Genomic DNA, 24048 nt, shown 5'->3' on the forward strand with positions numbered 1-24048 from the left:
TTGAGTTTCTTTAGAACGAAAGACTTCGTCGCCAGCAGCGCCGCCGCCCTCGTTCAGTGAGTGGGCTTATAGAACTAACCCACCGAAACAGTCAACACACCCAACCAAAGTTTTTTGACATTTTTGTAACAGGTTGATTCGGCTGGCATTTTTGCCGGTCGATATTATCCACAGGGCGCCCTTTCGGGACGGATTCCCGAAAATTCATTTACCGGCTGGTCAAAAATCCATCGGAACGTCGTTCTCAACGACCGAAAGATAGCGAGAAAACAGGATCTTGCGCGAAATTATGGTTAACGGAGGATTAAAGCGCCTCCGACCGGCAAGCTTTAAATTTCCGTCACAAATCAGCGGCTGAGATTTCGGAACCTATCACCGAGTTGGGTGTTGTCTTTCCCATTGAAGGAAGGAGACCGACATGGCTGCCAATACCGATGATATCAGAGCATCCGTCAGCAAGGACATCGCCGCACTCCAACAGGAAGTCTCGCGCCTGCAGAAGATGATTTCCGCTCAGGGCGCTGAAGCCTATTACGAAGTGCGTGGCCGCGCCGGCAAGGTTTATGACGAAGCCCTGCCCCGGGCAAAGAACGCCGTCGCCCAGATCCGGGCCGAAGGTGTGGCTGCTGCCGACGCCGCCCGCGAGCATCCGACCGCAACGACCACTGCCCTGGTGCTTGCAGGCGCCATTGGCTTTCTTGCCGGATACCTGCTTTCCGGCAGTTCGCAGCCGCAGCCTCGCCATTGGTGGCGCTGAACACGCCATATCCACCCATAAACCAGTTTTTGCGCACCCGCCGATCCGTTTTTCGGCAGGGTGCGTAAATGCTTATGTCTTAGAAAAACCAATTTTTAATGCCAGCTATGGGAACATAAAAAACGAAGGGAGGACTACCATGGAAAACAAGAGGGCCAACTGCATTATTGAAGTCAGCGTCGACAGCGCCGATGGCCGCTATGCGGTCGGTATCATGAATATGCGCCAGGCACTCGATCTGCCGGAAATGCCTAGTCTGTCCTACACACATCCGGACCCGGTCAAGGCCGCCGCCGGCATCGTCGTCAGCCGCAAGGAACTGGCCGGTTTCATGGTCTGCCGCTGAGGCAGCACCACCCTAACAAAGCCGTGACGGCGCTTTATCCAAAGCGCTGACCCCTTGTTGCAGCGCCTTTATTCCCCTCGTTTTTTATTCACGTTGCTGGCATCCTTCTGCCGTTCATGCCAAGAAAACGGCATCGAAAGCAGGATAAGGATGGCAAATGAGGGAGCGGCGCCCCCCGCACAAGACGCGTGAACGAACAAAGCCCGGAGATACCGCCGCGGCCAAGCGGGTCACCCTTCCCCGTGCCCTTTCCAAACTCGGTTATTGCTCCCGCACGCAGGCCGAACGTCTGATTGCCGAAAATCGTGTTGCGGTTGACGGCCGTACCGTCAGCGATACCTCCGCATGGGTCGATCTTGCCACGGCAAGGATCAGCATCGACGGCCTCGTCATCGCTGCCGAAGCGAAAATCTATCTGATGCTCAACAAGCCTCGCGGTCTCGTCACCACCCGCCACGATCCCGAAGGCAGGCCGACGGTCTATGATTGTCTCAGGGATTTCGACATCCCGCATCTCTCTCCGATCGGCCGGCTCGACAAGGCGAGCGAGGGCTTGCTGCTTTTCACCAACGACACCGAATTCGCCCAGATCCTGCTTGATCCGGTCACCCATGTAACAAAAACCTATCATGTCCAGATCGACCGCATCATGGACGACGAGGACATAGCCGCCATGACAGCAGGCATCCGCCACGACGGCGAAGTGCTGACGGCGACCGCCGCGCGGCGCCTGCGCCAGGGCGACAGGAATTCGTGGATCGAGGTCGAGCTCGACGAGGGCCGCAACCGCCAGATCCGCCGCATGCTGGAGGCGCTCGGCACCGAATGCCTGCGTCTCGTGCGCGTTGCAATCGGCGGACTCGAACTCGGCGAACTGCCGAAAGGCACCGTGCGTGCGCTGACCGAACCCGAATTGCAGGCACTGCGCCGGAAAACCGGCATGGAGAGGACGAGACGCAATTGACTGCTGTGACGGAGATGGCGCCGCACGACTTCTGGCAGGAACTTCACCCGCCCGGCACCTTTGCCGGCGATGGGGAGTTCACCTCCTTTTACGTCGCCACGCTCGAAGACGGCCGCCAGCTTCGCCTGCCGATCCGTGAGCTGGCGGATGGCGAGCACGCCCTCGCCTCGCTGATCGTCAACCAGGCGAGCTTCGCCGTGCTCGATGCGCTCGCCGAAAGCCTCGCCGAGAAGATCAGGCCCATGCGCATCGATGTCGTCGCCGGCCTGCCGACGCTCGGACTGACGCTGGCCGCCGCCGTGGCGCAGAAGCTCGGCCATAGCCGCTACGTTCCGCTCGGCACCTCGCGCAAATTCTGGTATCGCGAGGAGCTCTCCGTCGCCCTGTCTTCCATCACCACGCCGACACAGCAGAAACGTCTCTATATCGATCCGCGCATGCTGCCGCTGCTTCAGGGACGACGCGTCGCACTCATCGATGACGTCATTTCCAGCGGCGCCTCGATCGTCGCGGGTCTTCATCTGCTGACAGGCTGCGGCATCGAACCCGTCGTCATCGGTGCGGCCATGCTGCAATCGGAGCGCTGGCGCGAAAGTCTCGCAGCCGCCGGGCCGCAATGGAGCGCGCGCACCGTCGGCGTCTTCGCAACCCCCATTCTGGAGCGGAACGCCACGGGCCGGTGGCAGGCACCACCAGCCTGACGCGAGATATGAGGATTGTTCAATCTTTGCCTGAAGGCGCCTCTGTACAGCGCATGAGGAACGATTACAGTCCCGCCTGATCGATGAAACAACGGATCTGCCCATGTCGTTCGAGCAAGCATCCCTGCTGATCCTTCTGCTGGCGATGCTCATTCTCTTCTCGCTCGATCGCATCCGCATCGAGGTGGTCTCGATCGCCGGCTTGCTTAGCGGCCATGCGCTCGGCCTTTATCCCGCCGAGCAGATCTTCACGGGCTTCGCCAGTCCCGTCGTCATCACCGTCGTCGAGATCCTGCTGATCGTCCAGGTGTTGGCGCGCGCCAGGCTCTTCGACAGTCTCGCCGCCCGTTTCGCGGCCGCAAGACCTTCGGGCTTCAAGGTCATCGCCGGTATTTCCGCGCTCGCCGGCTTCATGTCCATCTTCATGAACAATATCGGCGCCTTTGCGATCACCTTGCCGGTCGCGCTACGCTTGGGCACGGTCCTGACGATCCCGCGCCGCCAGCTCGTCATGCCGGTCTCGTTCGCGGCCCTGCTCGGCGGCCTCGTTTCGCTGATCGGCACGCCGGCCAACCTGCTCGTCAGCGATGCACTCGCCAAGGCGACAGGAACCGGCTTTCACTTCTTCGATTTCGCCTATGTCGGCCTGCCGGTCGCCATCGCCGGCATTCTGCTCATCGCCTTTCGCGTGCAGCGCCTGTTTCCGGAACCCGACGAAACACCGGTAAAGATCTCTCCGGCCGCGCGTCGCATCGTCGTTGAGCGTCGCATCCCTGACGTCTCGCCGCTGATCGGCGTGCGGCTTTCCGATTGCCCGGCAAGTTTCGGTATCAAGCCGCATGCGCTGATCCGCGGCGACAGTTTCGTCTTCGGTCCGCTCGACCAGTCGGTGATCGAACCCGGCGACGTGCTGCTTGCCGAAGGCGCCGATGCGGTCTTTGCCGGCCTTGCCGCCACGCAGGCGCTGATCGCCGATGCCCATCCGCATGGCCTGCAGCCGGATTTCACCCGTGTCGAAGCCGTCGTCATGCCGGAGAGCACGTTGGTCGGTTCGCGCGTCCGCTCGCTCGAAGTCTTCCACCGTCGCGGCATCGAGGTCACCGCCCTTTCCATGCGCGCGCCACGCATCGAGGGCCGCTTCCTCGACCTGCAATTGTCGATCGGCGATATATTGACGCTGGAGGGGCCGCGCATTGCAATCGGCGAAGCGTTGGAGGAAAGCGAGTGCCTGCCGCTCGCCTCGACAGCACCGAGCAAACCGGCGCCGCTCCTATCCTGGCGGCCCTTCGCGCTCTTTGCCTGCGGCGTCGCCGCCTCGGCGGCCGGCCTGCGTCCCGACATCGCTTTTGCCGGCGTCGTGCTCGTGCTCGCTCTGCTCAATCACCTCAACATCCGTCAGGCGATGGCCGATCTCAACTGGCCGATCATCATCATGCTGGCGGCGATGATCCCGATCGGCCAGGCGGTGGCAAGCACCGGAGCGGCCGAAACCATTGCCGGCTGGCTCAGCCTCGTCGCGCCGATCACCCATCCGCTCTTCGGCATCGCCCTCATCCTCTTCCTCGCCATGGCATTGACGCCTTTTGTCAACAATGCGACGGTCGCAATCGTCCTGACCCCGATCGCACTGGAATTCGCAAGAGCCGGCAGGCATGCGCCGGACGCCTATCTGATCGCGGTCGCCGCCGGAGCGTCGCTCGATTTCCTAACGCCCTTCGGCCATCACAACAACACGCTGGCAATGGGCATCGGCGGCTACCGCTTCCGTGATTTCCTGCGTGCCGGCTGGCCGCTTGCCGTCACAAGTTACGGCCTCGCCCTGCTTCTTACCGGTCTGTTCTGGCTGTGACGCGATACCCGATCGGCTTGACTTCCCCAGCAATGAAACTAGAGCAGGAAGTCTTCACCCAATAATTAAGGACAGTCGAGCACCGTGCGAATTCTTTCCGAAGCCCATTTCCCGGAATTGCCGGCCTATTATCGCGGCAAGGTGCGCGAGAATTACGATCTTCCGGACGGACGCCGCATTATTATCAGCACCGACCGGCTGAGCGCTTTCGACCGCATCCTGACCTGCATCCCCTATAAGGGCGAGGTATTGACGCAGACAGCGCGCTACTGGTTCGAGGCGACGAAGGACATCTGCCCGAACCACGTTCTCGACTATCCCGATGCGAATGTCGTCATCGGTAAGCGGCTCGACATCCTGCCAGTCGAGATCGTCGTGCGCGGTTATCTCGCCGGCACCACCGGCACCTCGATCCTGACGCTTTATAAGAAGGGCGAACGCGAGATGTACGGCATGCGTCTACCCGACGGCATGCGCGACAACCAGATCCTGCCGGAACCTGTCATCACGCCGACCAGCAAGGAATTCGACGGCGGCCACGATGAGCCGCTGACCCCGGCCGAAATCGTCACGCGCGGCCTTCTCACGAAGGAACAATGGCAGACGCTGTCGACATATGCGCTCGCCCTCTTTGCCCGTGGCCAGGAGATGGCGGCGAAAAACGGGCTGATCCTGGTCGACACCAAATACGAGTTCGGCACCGATGGTGACGGCAACATTATCCTCGCCGACGAGATCCACACGCCGGACAGCAGTCGCTACTGGCTTGCCGAAAGCTATCCGGCAAGCTTTGCCGCCGGAAAACGCCCAGAAAGTTTCGACAAGGATTTCGTCCGCGCCTGGGTGGCGGAACGCTGCGATCCCTATAAGGACGAGATCCCGGAAATCCCCGCCGAACTGATCGAGCAGACCTCGGCCGTCTATATCAAAGCCTACGAGGCGATCACCGGCGAGCGCTTCGTTCCTGACGATAGCGGCGAGACGCCACTTGCCCGTGTCCGAAACAACCTCGCTCCCTATTTCCCTTGAAATGGCGACAGACGAAAGCCGCCGGCCCGATCATCAGCTTGCGGCATTCCTTCCAATCGCGCTAGCATTGGCAAAAAGGGGTATCGGGCTCAGCCCGGCGGGGAACAAATGGTAAGAAGGCCAAGACGCAAGGCCGAGGAAACGCGGGAAGACATTCTCTCCATGGCGGAGATGCTGTTTCGCGAGCGCGGCTTCGTTGCGGTGTCGATCGCCGATATCGCCGGCGCGCTCCACATGTCGCCCGCCAATGTCTTCAAGCATTTCCGTTCCAAGGTGGCGCTCGTCGATGCGATCGCAGGACGTCATCTCGATGATGCCGCCGAGCGCTTCGCCGCCTTCGATGAGAAGCTGCCGCCAAAGGAACAACTGCTCCGCTTCATCCTGCGCCTGCTGGAAAGCCACCTGCAGGACATCCAGAAGAACCCTTATATCTTCGAAATGGTGCTTTCGACGATCGAGGCCAAACTCGAGGCCGGCAATCGCTATCGCGCCCGCATCGAGGCGAAGCTCGGCGAGATCATCCGTGAAGGCATGGCGGAGGGAAGTTATCATTGCCGCGATCCCGAGAGCGCGGCGCGTACCGTTGCAGACGTCCTCGCCTGCGTGCTGCACCCTGTCCTGATCGCTCGCGACGACAAGGAGACCCTTGTGCACCGCGCCGAAAAAATCGTGTGTTTCGTCGATGCCGCACTGCAAAATAGCGCTTGCTAAGTGATGATTGCTGAATTACGTCACTTCGTAAAGCTTTTCTTAAATTCGGATAACGGCATTTGAAGCCAACCCAATCCTGACGCCTATATAAGCCTGCGCTCGCTCAAGCCGAGCCCGCAGGCCCGAGCTCGTGGATTGAACGGCGATTGCCACCGCACAGGAATTCAGCATGATACGGCGTGCCCTCCTCATCTCCTCGGCCCTGGCATTCGCAGCCCTTCTCGCCGCCTGCAGCGACAGTGGCTCCAAGCCCGCCGGCAATGCGGGTGCAGCCGGGGCGCAGCAGGCTGCCCCCGTCGGCGTCATCACGCTGACGAAGGGCAGCTTCCCGATCACCACGATCCTGCCCGGCCGCGCCGAGACATTTCAGACCGCCGATATCCGGCCTCAGGTCAGCGGCCTGATCCGCGAGGTCGCCTTTAAGGACGGCGGCGAGATCAAGAAGGGCGACCTTCTCTACCAGATCGAGGATGCACCCTATATCGCCGCCGTCGAGCAGGCCAAGGCGGCGATTTCCAAGGCGCAGGCGAGCGTGCCGAGCGCTGAAAGCAATCTCGACCGCTACCAGCGCCTCGTCGGCAGCGGCGCCACCCAGATCGAATTCGAAACGGCCAAGACGACGCTGCTCCAGGCCAAGGCCGAAGTCGAGTCGGCGAAGGCCTCACTGTCCGCTGCACAGATCGACCTCGACCACACCAGGATCGTCGCCCCTTTCGACGGCATCATCGACCAGACGGCCGTTAATGTCGGCAACGTTGTCTCTGCCAACCAGACGACGGCGCTGACGACAATCCGCCAGCTCGATCCGATCTACATCTCGCTGACGGAATCGAGCACCAACCTGCTGAAGCTGCGCGATGCGATGGCCGCCGGCGACATCAAGGGCGAAGCCAATGTCGTCTTCCACCTGATCCTCGAAAACGGCAAGGAATATAACCAGCAGGGCAAGCTCGACATGTCGAAACAGGTGGTCAGTGAGACCACAGGCACCTTCATCATTCGTGTGCTCTTTCCCAATCCCGACCGTATCGTACTGCCCGGCATGTATGTCCGCGCAACCGTCGAGCTCGGCGCCGAGGCCGGTTATGCGCTGCCGCAGCTGGCGACGAGCCGTGACGCCAACGGCCGGCTGACGGCACAGTTCGTTTCCGCCGACGGCAAGGTCGAAACCCGCGCCTTCGAGAACAGCTCGCCCTCCAACAATTCCTGGCTCGTGACCGAAGGCATCAAGGACGGCGATCAGCTGATCGTCAGCGGCCTGCAATCGATCACCTCAGGCATGCCGGTGAAGCCGGTCCCGATGAAGATCAACGACACCGGCGTGGTCGTGCCTGCCGAGCAGCCCGCGGCCGGTGACGCGCAGAAGCCCGCAGCGAAGTAATCGCCGCAGGCCCGCATCGTCACCGTCTCAGCCGCACAGGAACAACCGATGGCCAAGTTTTTCATCCGACGTCCGATTTTCGCCTGGGTCATTGCGATCACCATCATGCTCGCCGGCCTGCTGGCGATTTTCACGCTGTCGATCTCGCAATATCCCGACATCGCCCCGACGACGGTTCGCATCAACGCCACCTATCGCGGCGCCAGCGCCGAGACTGTCGAGAAATCGGTGACGACGATCATCGAGGACGGCATGACCGGCCTCGACGACCTCACCTACATGACCTCGACCTCATCGACGGGTTCGGCCAGCATCCAGCTCACCTTCGGGACGAGCGCCGACCCCGATATCGCCCAGGTGCAGGTGCAGAACAAGCTGCAGCTGGTTCAGTCGCAGCTTCCAAGCGACGTCATCGATGCCGGCATCAGCGTCACCCGCTCGACCTCGAGCATCCTTCTCGTCGGCTCGCTCGTTTCGACCGACGGTAAGCGCAACTCCGTCGACCTCGGCAATATCATGTCGACCTCGATCGAGGATCAGATTCAGCGCCTGGAAGGCGTCGGCAGCATCAATGTCTTCGGTTCGGGATACGCCATGCGCGTCTGGCTCGATCCGTTCAAGCTGCTGAAATACCAGTTGACGCCGAGCGACGTGACGTCAGCCATCCAGGCGCAGAACACCCAGGTCTCCGTCGGTTCGCTCGGTGCTCAGCCGACGATCCCCGGCCAGCAGATCAACGTCACCATCACCGCCCAAAGCCAGCTGACCACCGTCGCCGATTTCGAGCGCATCATCCTGAAGGTCGAAAAGGACGGCGCGACGGTGCGTCTGAGCGACGTCTCGCGCATCGAGATCGGTCAGGAAAGCTACGGCGGCAGTTCGCGCTACAACGGCCAGCCGTCGACCGGTTTCGCCGTCAATCTTGCAATCGGCGCCAACGCCATTGATACCGCCGCCCGCGTGCGCTCCGCGCTCGAGGTTATCGGCCGCGGCCTGCCGGCAGGTGTCGAGATCACCTATCCCTACGACACCACGCCCTTCGTGGAACTGTCGATCGAGAAGGTCGTGCACACGCTGATCGAGGCGATCGTGCTCGTCTTCGTGGTGCTGCTCGTCTTCCTGCAGAATCTCCGCGCGACGCTGATCCCGACGATTGCCGTTCCCGTGGTGCTGCTCGGCACCTTCGGGGTGCTGGCGGTCACCGGCTACTCGATCAATACCTTGACGATGTTCGCCATGGTGCTGGCGATCGGTCTTCTTGTCGACGATGCCATCGTCGTCGTCGAAAACGTCGAACGCATCATGTCCGAAGAAAAGCTTTCGCCGCTCGAGGCGACGGAAAAATCGATGGGCGAGATCACCGGCGCCATCGTCGGCATCGCGCTCGTCCTCACCGCCGTCTTCATTCCGATGGCCTTCTTCGGCGGTTCGACCGGCATCATCTATCGCCAGTTCTCGATCACCATCGTCTCGGCCATGCTGCTGTCGGCGCTCGTCGCCCTCGTGCTGACGCCCGCACTTTGCGCCACGATGCTGAAGCCGGTCGGCGAACACAGGAAGCACCGCGTTGGCGACTGGTTCAACCGCAACTTCACGCGCTCGACCAACGGCTATATCACGACCATCGGCTATCTGCTGAAGCGGCCGATCCGCGTCATGCTGGCCTTCCTTCTGGTCGGCGCCGGCTGCGCCTATCTCTTCACCCGCTTGCCGAGCTCATTCCTGCCGCAGGAAGACCAGGGCGTGCTGCTGACCATCGTCACCACACCGCCGGGCTCGACCACGCAGCAGACCCAGGCAGTCGTCGAGAAGGTCGAGAAATACTATCGTGAAAACGAGAAGGACGCCGTCGATTCCGTATTCGGCGCGCTCGGCTTCGGCTTCAGCGGTTCCGGCCAGAACAGCGCCATCGTCTTCACCAAGCTCAAGGATTTCTCGCTACGCACCGATCCGACGCTGAGCGCTCAATCGGTCGTCAACCGGGCGCTTGGCAATTTCTTTGCGATCCGCGAGGCGCAGGTCTTCGCGCTGCTGCCACCGGCGATCCAGGGTCTCGGCGTGTCGAGCGGCTTCTCCATGTATCTCGTCGACACCGGCGGCCACGGCAACGACGCCCTGACTGCCGCCTCCAAGCGGCTGATCCAGATGGGCAATAGCTCGGGCAAGATCGTGGCGCTGCGCAGCAGCAACAAGGAGGTCGAGCCGCAGATGCGCATCGTGCTCGATCAGGAAAAGATCGGCGCCATGGGCGTCGACATCGCCTCGGTCAATTCGATGCTGTCGATCATCTTCACCGGCCGTGACGTCAATGACTTCACGCTGAACGGCGAGATCAAGCCGGTCTACGTCGAGGGCGATGCGCCCTTCCGCATGCAGCCGAGCGATCTCAACCACTGGTACGCCCGCAACAATGACGGCGAAATGGTGCCCTTCTCCGCCTTTACCCGGACGGAGTGGGTGAAGGGCGCGCCCTCGCTTGCCCGCTTCAACGCCGTCAGCGCCATTCCGCTCGACGGAGCGTCCGCTCCCGGGGTTTCTTCCGGCGATGCGATGAACGAAATGGAAGCACTGACCAATCAGCTCGGCGGCGGTTATACCGTCGCCTGGCAGGGCATCTCCTATCAGGAGCGGCTGTCCGGTTCGCAGGCGCCGATGCTCTACGCGATCTCGGTGCTGGTCGTCTTCCTCTGCCTGGCAGCGCTTTACGAAAGCTGGTCGATCCCCTTCTCGGTGATCATGGCGGTGCCTGTCGGCATCCTCGGGGCGCTGACGGCGGCAACGGTCTTCGGCCAGGCGAACGACGTCTATTTCAAGGTCGGCTTGCTGACCACTATAGGGCTGGCGGCGAAGAACGCCATCCTGATCGTCGAATTCGCCAAGGACCGCATGGAAAGCGGCATGGGGCTCTACGAGGCGACATTGGAAGCCGCAAGATTGCGGCTGCGGCCGATCATCATGACCTCGCTTGCCTTCATTCTCGGCGTCGTGCCGCTGGCGATCGCGACAGGCGCGGGCTCGGCGGCACAGAATGCCATTGGTATCGGCGTTCTCGGCGGCATGCTGGCGGCGACAATGCTCGGAATTTTCTTCGTGCCGTCGTTTTTCGTCGTCATCCGACGCATCTTTGCCACACGCGGCAAAAATGCGGCAGGACTGTGATATAAATGCACTGTGATAATGCAGTTCCCGTTGCTACATTGCGCCCGACTGCTTCGGAATGGTGTTTTTGGTAGAACGAGGCGCGGCGGCCGATAGTGAAGCATGAAGCTTTGGACAAGAATTGACTTGCTCGAGTACAGGATGAAATGAATGGTATCTCTTCGTTTTGCCACACCGGCATTATTGTTATTGTTGTCGGGCTGCGTTGTAGGCCCGGATCATGTTCCTCCTGAGATGCCGCTGCCCGCCAAATTCGGAGAGGGTGGAACCAAGAGTGATGGCGATGTTACCACCGTGGCCTGGTGGAGCGCCTTCAGAGACCGCAAGCTGGACGGCCTCGTCCAGTCCGGCCTCGACCAGAACCTGTCGATCCAGCAGGCGATCGAACGCATCAATGCGGCTTCCGCCAACGTCACCGTCGCAGGAGCCGGCGCCCTGCCGAACCTGACCGTCGGCGCCTCGCACACGGTCAGCGGCCAGAGGGGCGAGCTGCGCACGCAGTTCGACACGCGCAACACCAGCGGCGGCGAAGCACAGCTGACCTGGCTGCTCGATATTTTCGGCCTCTACAAGCGCAACACCGAGAGCGCTCTCGCTTCGCTCGATTCTGCTTACGCATCGGCAGACGTTGCCAAGCTGACCCTCGTGCAGGACCTCGTCTCCAGCTACATCGACGTTCGCTATTATCAGCAGCGCCTGGCGCTTTCGAAGGCCAACCTGAAGTCCCGTCAGGAAACCTACGAACTGACCAAGTTCCAGCTGGAAGCCGGCGCCGCCTCGCGGCTCGACGTCGTTCAGGCCGAAGGCCTGGTGCAGTCGACGCTCGCCGAAATTCCCGGTCTCGAAACCAACATCCGCATTTCGGCCCATCACATCGCCACGCTGCTCGGCCTGCCGGCCGCAACCCTTGTCGATGATCTGCTGAAGGGCTATGGCCAGCCGGTATTCCGCGGCGGCATCACCTCCGGCATCCCGGCCGACCTGATCCGCAACCGTCCCGACATCCGTGTGGCGGAACGCGACCTCGCAGCTGCAACGGCACTGATCGGCGTCGCCCAGGCGCAGCTCTATCCGAGCATCTCGCTCAGCGGCTCGATCTCGCCGGCCTACATCAACCAGCGTGGCATCCACGGCGGCCTGACGCCCTGGTCCTTCGGCCCCACCCTCAACCTGCCGATCTTCGATGGCGGTACCCTGCGCGCCGGCGTCAAGACGGCGCAGTCCAATGCCGCAGCGGCCTATCTCAACTGGAAGTCGACGGTACTGACCGCGATCGAACAGGTCGAGAATGCACTTTCGGCCGTCCGCCGTGACGCCCGCACGGTCTCGGCACTTCAGGCTCAGGTGAAGACGACACAGGAAACGCTCGAACTTTCGACCGCATCCTACAAGGACGGTGCCTCTTCGCTGCTCGACGTTCTCGACGCCCAGCGCCAGGTTTCGCTCGCCCAGGCAAGCCTTGCCGCAGCCGTCCAGCAGATGGCCAAGGACTACGTGTCGCTGAATATCGCAATCGGCGGCGGTTTCGCCCCCGGCGGCAAGACCACCGCACCGGCGGCGAAGGTTGTGGCTGTCAAGGGCTGACAACTTCTTCAATCGATCTGAAAGTACAGAGCCTCGCGATCGTCTCGCGGGGCTTTTTCTTGTCCGCCGCGTGCCGTAACCGAATAATTGCGCATAAGATGAATTCGGATTCGACAGGCGGGAAAAGCTGAGCTATCACTTTGATTAAACGATTAATCAGAATGATCGTCAATCATGCCAGCATCGCGCCCGGGACCGAACCTCAGCAGAATAGCGACGTCGCTCGGCGTCTCCGTCGCCACGGTCTCCAATGCGCTTTCCGGCAAGGGCCGGGTTTCCGGCCAACTGGTCGAAAGAATCCGTGAGCATGCAGCCGAGCTCGGTTACGTCCCGAGCCAGGCGGGGCGGGCGCTGCGGACCGGCCGCAGCGGCGTTCTCGGTCTGGTGCTGCCCGATATCGCCAATCCGCTGTTCCCGAAGATCGCGCAGGCGATCGAATTCGCTGCCTCCGCCGCAGGTTACGGCGTGCTGATCGCCGATTCTCGCGGTGATGTCGCCGCCCAGACCGAGGCGATCAACCGGCTGGTCGAGCGCGGCGTCGACGGCATGGTCGTCATTCCCCGCCGCGCCACCCGCATCTCGTCCGCCGCCTGTCCGGTCGCCGTCATCGACACTCCCTCGACGCCCGGCAACACCGTTGCCGCCGACCATTGGCAGGGCGGCCATGAAATCGCCGGCCATCTCGCAGGCCTCGGCCATCGCCACATCCTCATCATCGGCAACAATCAGGAATCCAACGTCCAGAACGACCGTGCCGGCGGCATCCGCTCCGGCATGCGCCGCGGCATGCATTCGGAAACGCTGTGGATCGACAGGCAGGAGCACGAGAACGGCAGCGGCTGCCCGCTCGGCCTCGCCGAAAAAGTCAGGCAGGGTTTCACCGCCTTCGCGGCCCTGTCCGACCTGCAGGCGCTGCGGGCGCTGACGGAGTTGCAGCAGGCGGGCATCAACATTCCCACTGACGTCAGCGTCACCGGCTTCGACGACCTCATCTGGTCGCCTGTTGTCACGCCGTCGCTGACCACGGTCCGGATGGACATGGATAGGATTGCCGAGATTGCCGTGTCGGCGCTGGTGGATACCATAAGAACAAGCAGCATCCGCGAGGGCGTACTCGTTACCGCGGAGATCGAACGCGTCGCCATGCAGCTGATCGTCCGCCAATCATCCGGGCCTGCGAACCCGGCACCAAAAACCTCAGAGATGGAGAACATGTAAGATGAAAAAGGCTCTCATTGCCTCGGTAGCACTCGCCGCCCTATGCCCGCTCACCGCAGCCGCAGCAGAACGGACGCTGACGATTTCCGTCTATGCCTTTGCGCAGGACGATTTCAAGACGCTGGTCTATGATCCCTTCGAAGCCAAATGCGGCTGCAAACTCGTGGTCGAAACCGGCAACAGCGTCGAGCGTCTGGCCAAAATGGAGGCGAACAAGGCCAACCCGGTCGTCGATCTCGCCGCCGTTTCCATGGCCGATGCGCTGGCCGCCTCGCGCGCCGGCCTGATCGACAAGATCGATACCGCGAAGCTCGCCGATTTCGCCAAGCTCTATGACGTCGCCAAGGATCCGAACGGTGACGGCATGAGCGTCGGTTACACCTTCTACGCCACCTCGATTGCTTATCGCTCCGATAAGATGAAGATCGACTCCTGGGCCGATCTTCTGAAGCCGGAATATGTCGGCCACGTCGCCTTTCCAAACGTGACCACCAACCAAGGCCCGCCGGCGCTCTATATGCTCGGCCTGGCGCTCGGCAAGGACACGCCGGATCTGAAGGGGCCGATCGAAGCGCTGGGCGAGAAGAAGGACGACATCGTCACCTTCTACGAAAAGTCCTCGCAGCTGGTGCAACTGATGCAGCAGGAGGAGATCTGGGCAGCGCCGATCGGCCGTTTCTCATGGGCCGGCTTCACCAAACTCGACGTCCCGGTCGCCTGGGCGACGCCGAAGGAGGGCCAGACCGGCGGCATGAACGTGCTGGTGCTGACCAAGGGCTCGAAGAACCAGGATCTAGCTTTGCAGTTCATGGACTTCTGGCTCTCGACCGACATCCAGACCAAACTCGCCGAAAAGCTGATCGACAGCCCGGCAAACAGCGAGGTCAAGCTTTCCGAAGCCGCCGCCAACAACCTCACCTATGGCGAGGAAACGGCCAAGAGCCTCAAGCTGATCCCATCAGCCGTCGCCCTCGACAATCGCGCCGGCTGGCTGAAGACGTGGAACGAGAAGGTCGGCCAGTAAGGCCCGCGTGAAAATTGGCCCCGGCGCCTCTGCCGGGGCCTCCCTCTTGTCCGCTCGAAAGGCGCCTCATGTTCCAGAACCGCGCAGAAGCCCTGGCGCTTGCCTTGCCGGCAGCCATCTTTGCGACCGTGGTCTTTCTGTTGCCCGTTGCGATCCTCTTGTCGGAGGGCTTCCGCGCCGGCAGCGCCTGGAGCCTGTCGGCCTATGCCGATTTCTTCTCCGGGACGTTGAACCGCACCGTTTTCCTGCGCACGTTCCGGCTCGGCCTCGAAGTCACTGCCGTTTCGGCGGTCATCGGCTATGCCGCAGCCTTTGCCATCGTCAACCTGCCGGCGAAGGGCAAAGGCCGGATGATCGGCCTCGTGACCCTTCCGCTGATGATCTCTCCGGTGGCGCGCACCTATGCCTGGATCGTCATTCTCGGCCGCACCGGCATCGTCAACCAGGCGATAACAGGCCTGGGTCTCAGCGCCGAGCCGCTGCGGCTGCTGTTCACCGAGACCGCCGTCTTCATCGGCCTCCTGCAGCTCTTCCTGCCGCTGATGATCCTGTCGCTGATCAGCGCGCTCGAAAACATGCCGAAGGATGCGATTCCGGCTGCTCGTGTGCTCGGCGCCAACTGGTTCCAGGTCTTCTGGAAAGTCATCCTGCCGCTCACCAGGGAAGGCCTCGTCGTCGGCGGCACGCTTGTCTTCACCGGATCGCTGACCGCCTATATCACCCCCGCCGTGCTTGGCGGCTCCAAGGTGCTGATGCTGGAAACGCTGATGTACCAGCAGGTTTCCGTCGCCAATGATTTCGTTTCGGCAAGCGTCATCGCCTTCATCCTGATCGTCATGAGCTTTGCCGCCAACATCCTGCTGAAACGCCTTGCGACGGCGAGGAACCGCCGATGACGCTGCGCCTGTTTTCGCCCCTCGTGCTTTTCCTGCTGCTGGTCTTCCTGATCGGCCCGTTCCTGATCATCATCGCCGCTTCGCTATCATCAGGAGATACGCTGGCCTTCCCGCCGCAGGGCCTGTCGCTGCGTTGGGTGATGAAGGTGTTCACCATCGAGAGTTTCCGCGACAGCTTCGCCATGTCGATGTTCCTCGCTGTCTTCGGAACGCTCGCAGCCCTCCTCCTCGGCATCCCGGCCGCCTACGCCCTCTCCCGCTACAAGCTGCCCGCGGCCGAGACCGTCCGCACCATCGTGTCGCTGCCGATCATCGTGCCCGGCATCATCGTCGGCCTGGCGCTGCTGCGTTATCTCGTCGTGCCCTTCGGCTTCAACATCACGCTCGCGCTCTTCTTCGCCCATACGGCGCTGGTGCTGCCCTATGCCGTGCGTGTCGTCTCGGCGAGCCTCGACAATCTGCGCTCGGACATTGAGGAGGCTGCCGTCCTACTCGGTTCCTCGCGGCTCGGCGCCTTCCTCCGCGTGGTGATGCCGAATATCCGCGGCGGCATCCTTGCCGCCTTCATCCTCGGCTTCGTCACCAGCTTCAATCAGGTGCCCGTCTCGCTCTTCCTGTCCGGTCCCGGCGTTCGCACGCTGCCGATCGACATGCTGGGTTACATGGAAACCACCTACGATCCTTCCATCGCGGCGCTCTCCGCCCTTCTCGCCTTTCTCTCGATCGGCATCGTCTTTCTCGCCGAACGCTTCCTGGGATTCTCGCGCTATGTCTGATGCCTATCTTCAACTCGACAAGCTGACCCTTGCCTATGGCGACACGGTCGCGGTGCAGAACCTCGACCTGGCGATCGGCAAAGGTGAGCTGGTGGCACTTCTCGGCCCCTCCGGCTGCGGCAAGACGACGACGATGCGCGCCATCGCCGGCCTGCTGACGCCCACCGCTGGCCGCATCCGCCTCGACGGCGCCGATATCACCCGCGTCTCTGCCAACAAACGCGCCGTTGGCCTCGTCTTCCAGTCCTATGCCCTCTTCCCGCATCTGACGGTCTATGAGAACGTCGCCTTCGGCCTGCGTCTCAAGCGTATCTCAGGTGCGGATCTCGACGCCCGCGTCGGCGCCGGCCTGAAATCGGTCGGCCTGTCGGCTTTTAGCGGCCGCAAGCCCGCCGAACTCTCCGGCGGCCAGCAGCAGCGGGTGGCGCTCGCCCGTTCGATGGTGATGGAGCCGAAGGTGCTGTTGCTCGACGAACCGCTCTCCAATCTCGATGCCCGCCTTCGCCTTGAAATGCGCGCCGAATTGCAACGCGTGCAGAAGGAGACCGGCGTCACCATGATCTTCGTCACCCACGACCAGGTGGAAGCCTTGGCACTCGCCGACCGCATCGTCGTGATGCTGAACGGTGGCATCGAACAGATCGGCACGCCGGAGGAGATCTACAACAATCCGGCCTCGGCCTTCGTCGCCGATTTCGTCGGCTTCGAGAATGTCTTCGCGCTGAAGGATGGAAAGCTTGTGACGCCGAATGGGCCGGTCGGACTTTCCGGCCCGGCGCCGGAAGCCGCAGCCGGCCTCGCCTGGCGTCCGCGCATGGTGAAGCTTGGCTCCGGTGCTTTCCAGGGCACCGTGTGCGGCACGTCTTTCGCCGGCAACACCCGCGAATACCTGCTCGACACTCCGCTCGGCCCGATCAAGGCCGAGATCGATGCAGGCCTGCCGCCGCACGAGATCGGCAGCCCGCTTACCTTCGATCTGCCGGTTGCCGGCGCGGCAAGCCTCAAACGGTTCGGGTGAAATCATGGGCGTCTGGATCGACACGGACATGGGCTTCGACGACATCGCCGCCATTCTGGTGGTGGGACAGTCGGAATTCGAGATCGACGGAATATCACTGGTCTTCGGCAATACGCCGCTGCCGCAGGTGAGGATAAACGCCGCCGGCGCCGCCGGCGCCTTCGGCTGGACATTCCCCATCCACACCGGCCGCGCCATGCCCGTGCTCGGCAAGCTGGAAACCGCTCAAGCGATCCTCGGCGAAACCGGCATCCCCACTATCGGCAGGAGCCTGCCGCAGGCGGCGGCCCTTGCCGAAAGCGATGCCTTCGCAGCACTCTGCCGCTGGCTGGAGCGCAAAGGCCAGCACCGCATCCTGGCGCTTGGCCCGCTCACCAACATCGCCGCCGTGGCGCTGGCCCGGCCCGATCTTGCTGCCCGCATCAGCGAACTCGTCTGGATGGGCGGCGGCGTCACCAGCGGCAACCATACGGCCTCCGCCGAGTTCAACGCGCTCGCCGATCCCGAGGCCCTCTCGATCGTCATCGCCCATGGCCTGCCGCTGCGCATGGTCGATCTCGACCTCTGCCGCAAGGTGCTGGCCAGGCCCGAAGACGCCGAGCCGGTGCGCAATGCCGGCGGCGCCAATGCCGAACTCATCGCCGATATGTTTTCGGGTTATATCCGCATCGGCACCAGCCGTGGCCGCCCGGCCATGGCAATTTACGATCCTTCCGCCGCCGTCGCCTTCGTCGCTCCGGATATTGTCAGCTTCCGCCCCGCCCGTATCGACGTCGAGCTGCAGGGCGCCTTGACCCGCGGCCGCACCGTCGTCGAGACCCGCGCCACGCATGCGACCTTCAATGCGCAATTCGCCGCCGACATCGATGCCGACATGGCGCGTGTCATCATTCTCGCTGCCCTGGTCAACGAGGCCCGCAAATGAACGTCACCGCTCGCCAAGAACCCGCCGATCTCAACGATCCCGCCTTGCGGGCCCGCGCCGTCACCGCTGCGCGCGGCGATGCCCCCTTCGACATGCTGATCACCGGCGGCCGGCTGCTCGATGCGGTGACGGGCCTGACCCGGCAAGCCGATATCGGCCTCGTCGGCGCGCTGATATCAAGCGTTCATGCCCCGGCAAGCCGCACGGATGCCATCGAGATCATCGATGCGGCGGGCAGTATCCTGACGCCCGGCCTGATCGACACGCACATGCATATCGAAAGTTCGATGGTGACACCGGCCGAATATGCGAGCGCCGTCTTGCCACGCGGCGTCACCACGATCGTGTGGGATCCGCATGAATTCGGCAATGTCCACGGGCTCGACGGCGTGCGCTGGGCGATCGAGGCGGCGCGCAGCCTGCCGCTGCGTATGATCCTTCTCGCGCCCTCCTGCGTGCCCTCCGCGCCGGGCCTGGAACTTGCCGGCGCCGATTTCGATGCTGCGGTCGTCGCCGAGATGCTGCACTCCTCCGCCATCGGCGGCGTCGCCGAAGTGATGAACATGCGCGGCGTCATCGACAGCGATCCGCGCATGACTGCTATCGTCAATGCCGGCCTTGCCGCCGGCAAGCTCGTCTGCGGCCATGCCCGCGGCCTCGAAGGCGCCGATCTCAACGCCTTCATGGCGTCGGGCATCACCTCCGACCACGAACTTACCTCCGGCGCCGATCTCCTCGCCAAGCTTTCCGCCGGCCTGACGATCGAGCTGCGCGGCTCTCACGACCATCTGCTGCAGGAGTTCGTCGAGGTACTGAACGGTCTCGGCCACCTGCCCCCGACCATCACGCTCTGCACCGACGACGTCTTTCCTGACGAACTCCAGGAAGGTGGCGGCCTCGACGACGTCATCAGGCGCCTGGTGCGCTACGGCATGAAGCCGGAATGGGCCATCCGTGCCGCGACCTTCAACGCCGCACAACGTCTGAAGCGCTCCGATCTCGGCCTCGTCGCCGCCGGCCGCCGCGCCGACATCGTGCTCTTCGAAGACCTCGCGGAGTTCCGGGCGCGGCTCGTCATATCAGGCGGCCGCATCGTTGCCCGCAACGGCGGCATGCAGGTTGCCGTCCAGCAGATCGATACGGCGCCGCTTGTCAATTCGGTGAAGCTGCCGCCGCTGACCGAGAATGATTTTCGCATTCCGGCGAAGGGCGCGCGCGTCCGCGTCGCCACCATCGACCGCCCGCGCTTCACGCAATGGGGCGAGGCCGAAACCGAGGTCAGGGATGGTTTCGTCGTGCCGCCGGCCGGCAGCGCCATGATTTCGGTCGCCCATCGCCACGGCAAGACCGACGGCATCCCGCGCATCGGTTTCCTCACCGGCTGGGGTGAATGGCGCGGCGCTTTCTGTACCACCGTTTCGCATGACAGCCACAACCTCACCGTCTTCGGCGGCAATGCCGGCGACATGGCGCTCGCCGCCAACGCCGTCATATCAGCCGGCGGCGGCATGGCGGTCGCCAAGGACGGCAGGATCGAGGCGATGCTGCCGCTGCCGCTCTCAGGCCTAGTGACCGATGCCTCGCTGAAGGACACGGCCCTGGCCTTCGCCGGCATCCGCAAGGCGATGGAAAAGATCGTCACGTGGAAGCCGCCCTATCTGGTCTTCAAGGCCTGCTTCGGCGCCACGCTCGCCTGCAATGTCGGCCCGCATCAGACCGATCAGGGGATTGCCGATGTGGTAACGGGCAAGGTGCTGGAAAACCCCGTGCTGAAGGTCTTGTAAAGGCCGAGGGCGCGCAAGTTCCGTCATGAGGGGTGCCGTGTGCCCCTCAAACGCCTAACCGATCGAACCATGCGCCGTTACGCAAATCCCGGTATGCGTTGTTCGATGAGGTTGACCGCAGCCAGCCCGTCGGGGCCCGCTGTCATCTTTTTCGGCCTCCGGTTCGGATCATTGTTGCAATTCATTCTTAATTGCACAATAGTCGAAACAAGGGTCGCCAAGCATTTTTTGCAAATCATTCCGAAGCGCAACTTGTTCGACTCTCCGCGGCTTTTGCAATTCGGTCGCAATAGCAGCAAGAGGAGAAATATATGCTCTATGGGGAAAGACGGTCGGTTTTGGCCGGAATGATAGGGGTGGCATTCGCAGCCGTGCTGGTTGCCTTTCCCGCCGCTGCCCAACAGACAACCAATTCGAAGTTCAAGGTGGTGACGACCTTCACGGTGATTGCCGACATGGCAAAAAACGTGGCCGGTGATGCCGCGATCGTGGAATCGATCACCAAGCCGGGCGCAGAGATCCACAACTATGCGCCGACGCCGGGTGACATACAGCGAGCACAAGGTGCACAGCTCATTCTCTGGAACGGCCTCAATCTGGAGCGCTGGTTCGAAAAGTTCTTCCAGAACCTGCACGACGTCCCCGGTGCGGTCGTCTCCGATGGCATCGAACCGATGGGCATCTCGGAAGGCCCTTACGAAGGCAAGCCCAATCCCCACGCCTGGATGTCGCCGAAGAACGCCCTGATCTACGTCAACAATATCCGGGATGCTTTCGCAAAGTATGATCCGGCGAATGCGGAGACCTACAAGGCTAACGCCGAGGCCTACAAGCAGAAGATCGAAGCGACGATCACTCCGATCCGCGCCACCCTCGAAAAAATTCCCGAGGACAAGCGCTGGCTGGTTTCAAGCGAGGGCGCCTTTTCCTATCTCGCACGCGATTTCGGGCTGAAGGAGCTCTATCTCTGGCCAATCAACGCCGACCAGCAGGGCACGCCCCAGCAGGTCCGCAAGGTGATCGATGCGGTCGAGGAACACCAGATTCCAACCGTCTTCAGCGAAAGCACTGTTTCCGATAAACCGGCCCGGCAGGTGGCGCGCGAAACCGGTGCGCATTATGGCCGCGTGCTTTATGTCGACTCGCTGAGCGAAGCCGACGGCCCGGTGCCAACCTATATCGATCTTCTGCGCGTGACCTCCGATACGGTCGCGAAGGGTCTTGCCGATGGGTTGTCGCAATGACCGTGCTGCTTGGCAATCTTGTCCGTCCCGCATCCTCGGATGCGGGATCGGGGATCACGGTAAAGGATGCGACCGTCACTTACCGCAACGGACATACGGCCCTGAGGGACGCGAGTTTCCAGATCCCCACGGGCACGATCGCCGCGCTGGTCGGTGTCAACGGTTCCGGCAAGTCGACGCTCTTCAAGTCGATCATGGGTTTCGTGCGTCTCGCCAGGGGCCACATTCGCGTGCTTGGCATGCCAGTCGAAGAGGCGCTGCGCAAGAACCTCGTCGCCTATGTGCCGCAATCGGAAGAAGTCGACTGGAACTTCCCGGTGCTGGTCGAGGATGTCGTGATGATGGGCCGCTACGGCCACATGGGCATGATGCGCATCCCGAAGGCAGCAGACCACGAGGCAGTGGCCTCCGCGCTCGCCCGTGTAGTCATGAGCGAATTCCGCAAGCGCCAGATCGGCGAACTCTCCGGCGGTCAGAGGAAGCGGGTCTTTTTGGCGCGAGCCCTGGCGCAGGACGGCCGGGTCATTCTGCTCGATGAACCCTTTACCGGCGTCGACGTAAAGACCGAGGACCAGATCACCAAGCTCCTGCGCGAACTGCGGGATGAAGGCCGCGTCATGCTGGTCTCCACCCACAACCTCGGCTCCGTGCCGGAATTCTGCGACCGGACCATCCTGATCAAGGGCACGGTGCTCGCCTACGGCCCGACCGTCGAGACTTTTACGCAGGAAAATCTGGAAAAGACCTTTGGCGGCGTACTGCGTCATTTCGTGTTCAGCGAAGCGCAGAACGGCAGGCCAACGTCGATCGGCGTCATAACCGATGATGAGCGCCCCCTGATCCTGCAGGGTGGAAAAGCGACCGCCCGGAGGTCCGATAGTGGCAATGGGGGTCGGGAATGATAGCCGACCTCCTGCAGCCCTTCACCTATGAATACATGCTCAATGCCATGTGGGTGTCCGCCCTTGTCGGCGGCGTCTGCGCTTTCCTCTCCTGTTATCTGATGCTGAAAGGCTGGTCGCTGATCGGCGACGCGCTCTCGCACGCGATCGTTCCCGGCGTCGCCGGCGCCTATATGCTCGGACTTCCCTTTTCGATCGGAGCCTTCTTTTCCGGAGGACTCGCTGCCGCAGCGATGCTTTTCCTCAACCAGCGCACCAAGCTGAAGGAAGATGCCATCATCGGCCTGATCTTCTCCTCTTTCTTTGGGCTGGGCCTGTTCATGGTTTCGCTCCAGCCTATGGCAGTCAACATCCAGACGATCGTGCTCGGCAACATTCTCGCCATCACGCCCGAGGATACGCTGCAACTCGCCATCATCGGCTTCGTGTCGCTCGCTGTCCTGCTCGTCAAATGGAAGGACCTGATGGTCACTTTCTTCGACGAGAGCCATGCCCGATCGATCGGTCTCAATCCGACCGCTCTCAAGGTCATTTTCTTCACGCTGTTGTCCGCCTCCACCGTCGCGGCGCTGCAGACCGTCGGTGCATTCCTCGTCATCTGCATGGTGGTGACACCCGGCGCGACCGCCTATCTGCTGACCGACCGCTTCCCGCGGCTGCTTGTGATCGCGGTCATCATCGGATCGATGACCAGTTTCGTCGGCGCTTATGCGAGTTACTTCCTCGATGGCGCGACAGGCGGCATCATCGTCGTGCTGCAGACGGCAATCTTCCTGATCGCGTTCTTCTTCGCACCCAAACACGGCATGCTGGCGGCGCGCAGACGCGCCGCGCAGGCGCTGGGGGCAGCGCCATGAGCATGGTCGAGACGCTTCTTTCGCCTTTCCAGTTCGGCTTCATGGTCAATGCGCTGGTGATCTCGGTGCTGGTCGCAATCCCGATGGCGCTGTTGTCTTGCTTCCTGGTTTTGAAAGGCTGGTCTCTGATGGGAGACGCCATCAGCCACGCCGTCTTCCCCGGCGTGGTTATCGCCTATATCGTCGGCATACCCTTCGCGATCGGCGCATTCGTGGCCGGCATGTTTTGCGCTATCGCCACCGGTTTCCTGAAAGACAACAGCCGTATCAAACAGGATACGGTGATGGGCATCGTTTTCTCCGGCATGTTCGGGCTCGGCTTGGTCCTTTATGTCAAGATCCAGTCCGACGTGCACCTCGACCACATCCTGTTCGGCGACATGCTCGGTGTCTCCTGGCGCGACATCGGGCAGTCGGCCGTCATCGCTGCGATCACAGCTGTCATTCTTGGTGTGAAATGGAAGGACTTCCTGCTGCACGCCTTCGACCCCGCCCAGGCGAGAGCGGTGGGCCTCAGGATCAACCTGCTGCATTACGGCCTTCTCGCCCTCATCTCGCTGACGATCGTCGGCGCCTTGCAGGCGGTCGGCATCATCCTTTCGATCGCCATGCTGATTGCGCCGGGAGCCATCGCCTTCCTGCTCACCCGCAAGTTCAGCACGATGCTGCTCCTCTCCGTCGCCATTGCCGTGATCGGTTCCTTTGTCGGCGTCTACCTGTCCTTCTTCATCGACAGCGCGCCGGCGCCGACCATTGTGCTTGTGCTGGCGATCGGCTTCGTGTTCGCCTTCATCCATGCCACGCGCGGGACAGCAAGGGTTGAGGAATCGCCGATGGACTGATGGACATTGACGAATGTAACAATTTGAACTGCTGCCTAATTCCTAAGACCGATTCCGATTTAGGCAATTAGGCAGCAGATA

The 24048-nt window shown here is 62.1% G+C and carries 21 protein-coding genes; all 21 read left to right on the forward strand.

The genetic code is table 11. The annotated features are described in order from the left end of the window. Window positions 1–418: 418 nt before the first annotated feature. The 21 genes from HX899_RS04365 to HX899_RS04465 all read left to right on the forward strand — a co-directional run bounded on the left by HX899_RS04365 (window position 419) and on the right by HX899_RS04465 (window position 23967). Entirely contained in the window at window positions 419–757 is a 339-nt protein-coding gene (locus tag HX899_RS04365) for a hypothetical protein (RefSeq protein WP_017961927.1), read from the forward strand. A 139-nt stretch (window positions 758–896) separates the two neighbouring features. Continuing rightward, window positions 897–1103 carry a hypothetical protein gene (locus tag HX899_RS04370; RefSeq protein WP_012758797.1) on the forward strand — a complete coding sequence of 69 codons (207 nt, stop codon included), beginning with the start codon at window positions 897–899 and terminating at the stop codon, window positions 1101–1103. 157 nt (window positions 1104–1260) lie between these two features. After that, window positions 1261–2067, forward strand: coding sequence for a pseudouridine synthase (locus HX899_RS04375; protein WP_138335034.1), 807 nt, complete (start codon window positions 1261–1263; stop codon window positions 2065–2067). 14 nt (window positions 2068–2081) lie between these two features. After that, window positions 2082–2768 (forward strand): phosphoribosyltransferase, encoded by a 687-nt coding sequence (locus HX899_RS04380; RefSeq protein WP_181291851.1) that lies wholly within the window; start codon window positions 2082–2084, stop codon window positions 2766–2768. A 103-nt stretch (window positions 2769–2871) separates the two neighbouring features. After that, entirely contained in the window at window positions 2872–4617 is a 1746-nt protein-coding gene (locus tag HX899_RS04385; RefSeq protein ID WP_181291705.1) for an SLC13 family permease, read from the forward strand. A gap of 84 nt (window positions 4618–4701) precedes the next feature. After that, window positions 4702–5646, forward strand: coding sequence for a phosphoribosylaminoimidazolesuccinocarboxamide synthase (locus HX899_RS04390; protein WP_181291706.1), 945 nt, complete (start codon window positions 4702–4704; stop codon window positions 5644–5646). Window positions 5647–5754: 108 nt separating this feature from the next. Beyond that, window positions 5755–6357 carry a TetR family transcriptional regulator gene (locus HX899_RS04395; RefSeq protein WP_011653308.1) on the forward strand — a complete coding sequence of 201 codons (603 nt, stop codon included), beginning with the start codon at window positions 5755–5757 and terminating at the stop codon, window positions 6355–6357. Window positions 6358–6526: 169 nt separating this feature from the next. Beyond that, on the forward strand, window positions 6527–7738 hold the full coding sequence (locus HX899_RS04400; RefSeq protein WP_138335031.1) for an efflux RND transporter periplasmic adaptor subunit: 1212 nt from the start codon (window positions 6527–6529) through the stop codon (window positions 7736–7738). 48 nt (window positions 7739–7786) lie between these two features. Next, window positions 7787–10897: an efflux RND transporter permease subunit gene (locus HX899_RS04405; RefSeq protein WP_181291707.1), complete on the forward strand. Its 3111-nt coding sequence runs from the start codon at window positions 7787–7789 to the stop codon at window positions 10895–10897. A gap of 150 nt (window positions 10898–11047) precedes the next feature. Further along, on the forward strand, window positions 11048–12481 hold the full coding sequence (locus HX899_RS04410; protein WP_181291708.1) for an efflux transporter outer membrane subunit: 1434 nt from the start codon (window positions 11048–11050) through the stop codon (window positions 12479–12481). 174 nt (window positions 12482–12655) lie between these two features. Next, window positions 12656–13699 (forward strand): LacI family DNA-binding transcriptional regulator, encoded by a 1044-nt coding sequence (locus HX899_RS04415; protein WP_181291709.1) that lies wholly within the window; start codon window positions 12656–12658, stop codon window positions 13697–13699. 1 nt (window position 13700) lies between these two features. Then, on the forward strand, window positions 13701–14723 hold the full coding sequence (locus HX899_RS04420) for an ABC transporter substrate-binding protein (RefSeq protein WP_171600592.1): 1023 nt from the start codon (window positions 13701–13703) through the stop codon (window positions 14721–14723). A 68-nt stretch (window positions 14724–14791) separates the two neighbouring features. Further along, window positions 14792–15619, forward strand: a complete 828-nt coding sequence (locus HX899_RS04425) for an ABC transporter permease (protein ID WP_138335026.1) — start codon at window positions 14792–14794, stop codon at window positions 15617–15619. Continuing rightward, a complete protein-coding gene (locus tag HX899_RS04430) occupies window positions 15616–16395 on the forward strand; it encodes an ABC transporter permease (RefSeq protein WP_181291710.1) in 780 nt (259 codons plus the stop codon). Before HX899_RS04425 ends, HX899_RS04430 begins: the two co-directional genes overlap by 4 nt. Continuing rightward, window positions 16388–17413, forward strand: a complete 1026-nt coding sequence (locus HX899_RS04435) for an ABC transporter ATP-binding protein (protein WP_138335025.1) — start codon at window positions 16388–16390, stop codon at window positions 17411–17413. Before HX899_RS04430 ends, HX899_RS04435 begins: the two co-directional genes overlap by 8 nt. 4 nt (window positions 17414–17417) lie before the next feature. Further along, window positions 17418–18338: a nucleoside hydrolase gene (locus HX899_RS04440; RefSeq protein WP_138335024.1), complete on the forward strand. Its 921-nt coding sequence runs from the start codon at window positions 17418–17420 to the stop codon at window positions 18336–18338. Then, on the forward strand, window positions 18335–20122 hold the full coding sequence (locus HX899_RS04445) for an adenine deaminase (RefSeq protein WP_138335023.1): 1788 nt from the start codon (window positions 18335–18337) through the stop codon (window positions 20120–20122). The genes HX899_RS04440 and HX899_RS04445 overlap by 4 nt, the downstream gene beginning before the upstream one ends. 311 nt (window positions 20123–20433) lie before the next feature. Further along, window positions 20434–21366 carry a metal ABC transporter substrate-binding protein gene (locus tag HX899_RS04450; protein ID WP_181291711.1) on the forward strand — a complete coding sequence of 311 codons (933 nt, stop codon included), beginning with the start codon at window positions 20434–20436 and terminating at the stop codon, window positions 21364–21366. After that, on the forward strand, window positions 21363–22268 hold the full coding sequence (locus tag HX899_RS04455) for a manganese/iron ABC transporter ATP-binding protein (RefSeq protein WP_181291712.1): 906 nt from the start codon (window positions 21363–21365) through the stop codon (window positions 22266–22268). The genes HX899_RS04450 and HX899_RS04455 overlap by 4 nt, the downstream gene beginning before the upstream one ends. Further along, window positions 22265–23125 (forward strand): iron/manganese ABC transporter permease subunit SitC, encoded by an 861-nt coding sequence (gene sitC, locus HX899_RS04460; RefSeq protein WP_173883602.1) that lies wholly within the window; start codon window positions 22265–22267, stop codon window positions 23123–23125. Before HX899_RS04455 ends, sitC begins: the two co-directional genes overlap by 4 nt. Further along, window positions 23122–23967 carry a metal ABC transporter permease gene (locus HX899_RS04465; protein ID WP_138391220.1) on the forward strand — a complete coding sequence of 282 codons (846 nt, stop codon included), beginning with the start codon at window positions 23122–23124 and terminating at the stop codon, window positions 23965–23967. The genes sitC and HX899_RS04465 overlap by 4 nt, the downstream gene beginning before the upstream one ends. The last annotated feature ends 81 nt before the right edge of the window (window positions 23968–24048 follow it).

Origin of the sequence: Rhizobium sp. WYCCWR 11146 (genome assembly GCF_013591995.1) — a bacterium.
In the GTDB taxonomy this organism is placed as follows: Bacteria; Pseudomonadota; Alphaproteobacteria; order Rhizobiales; family Rhizobiaceae; genus Rhizobium; species Rhizobium indicum.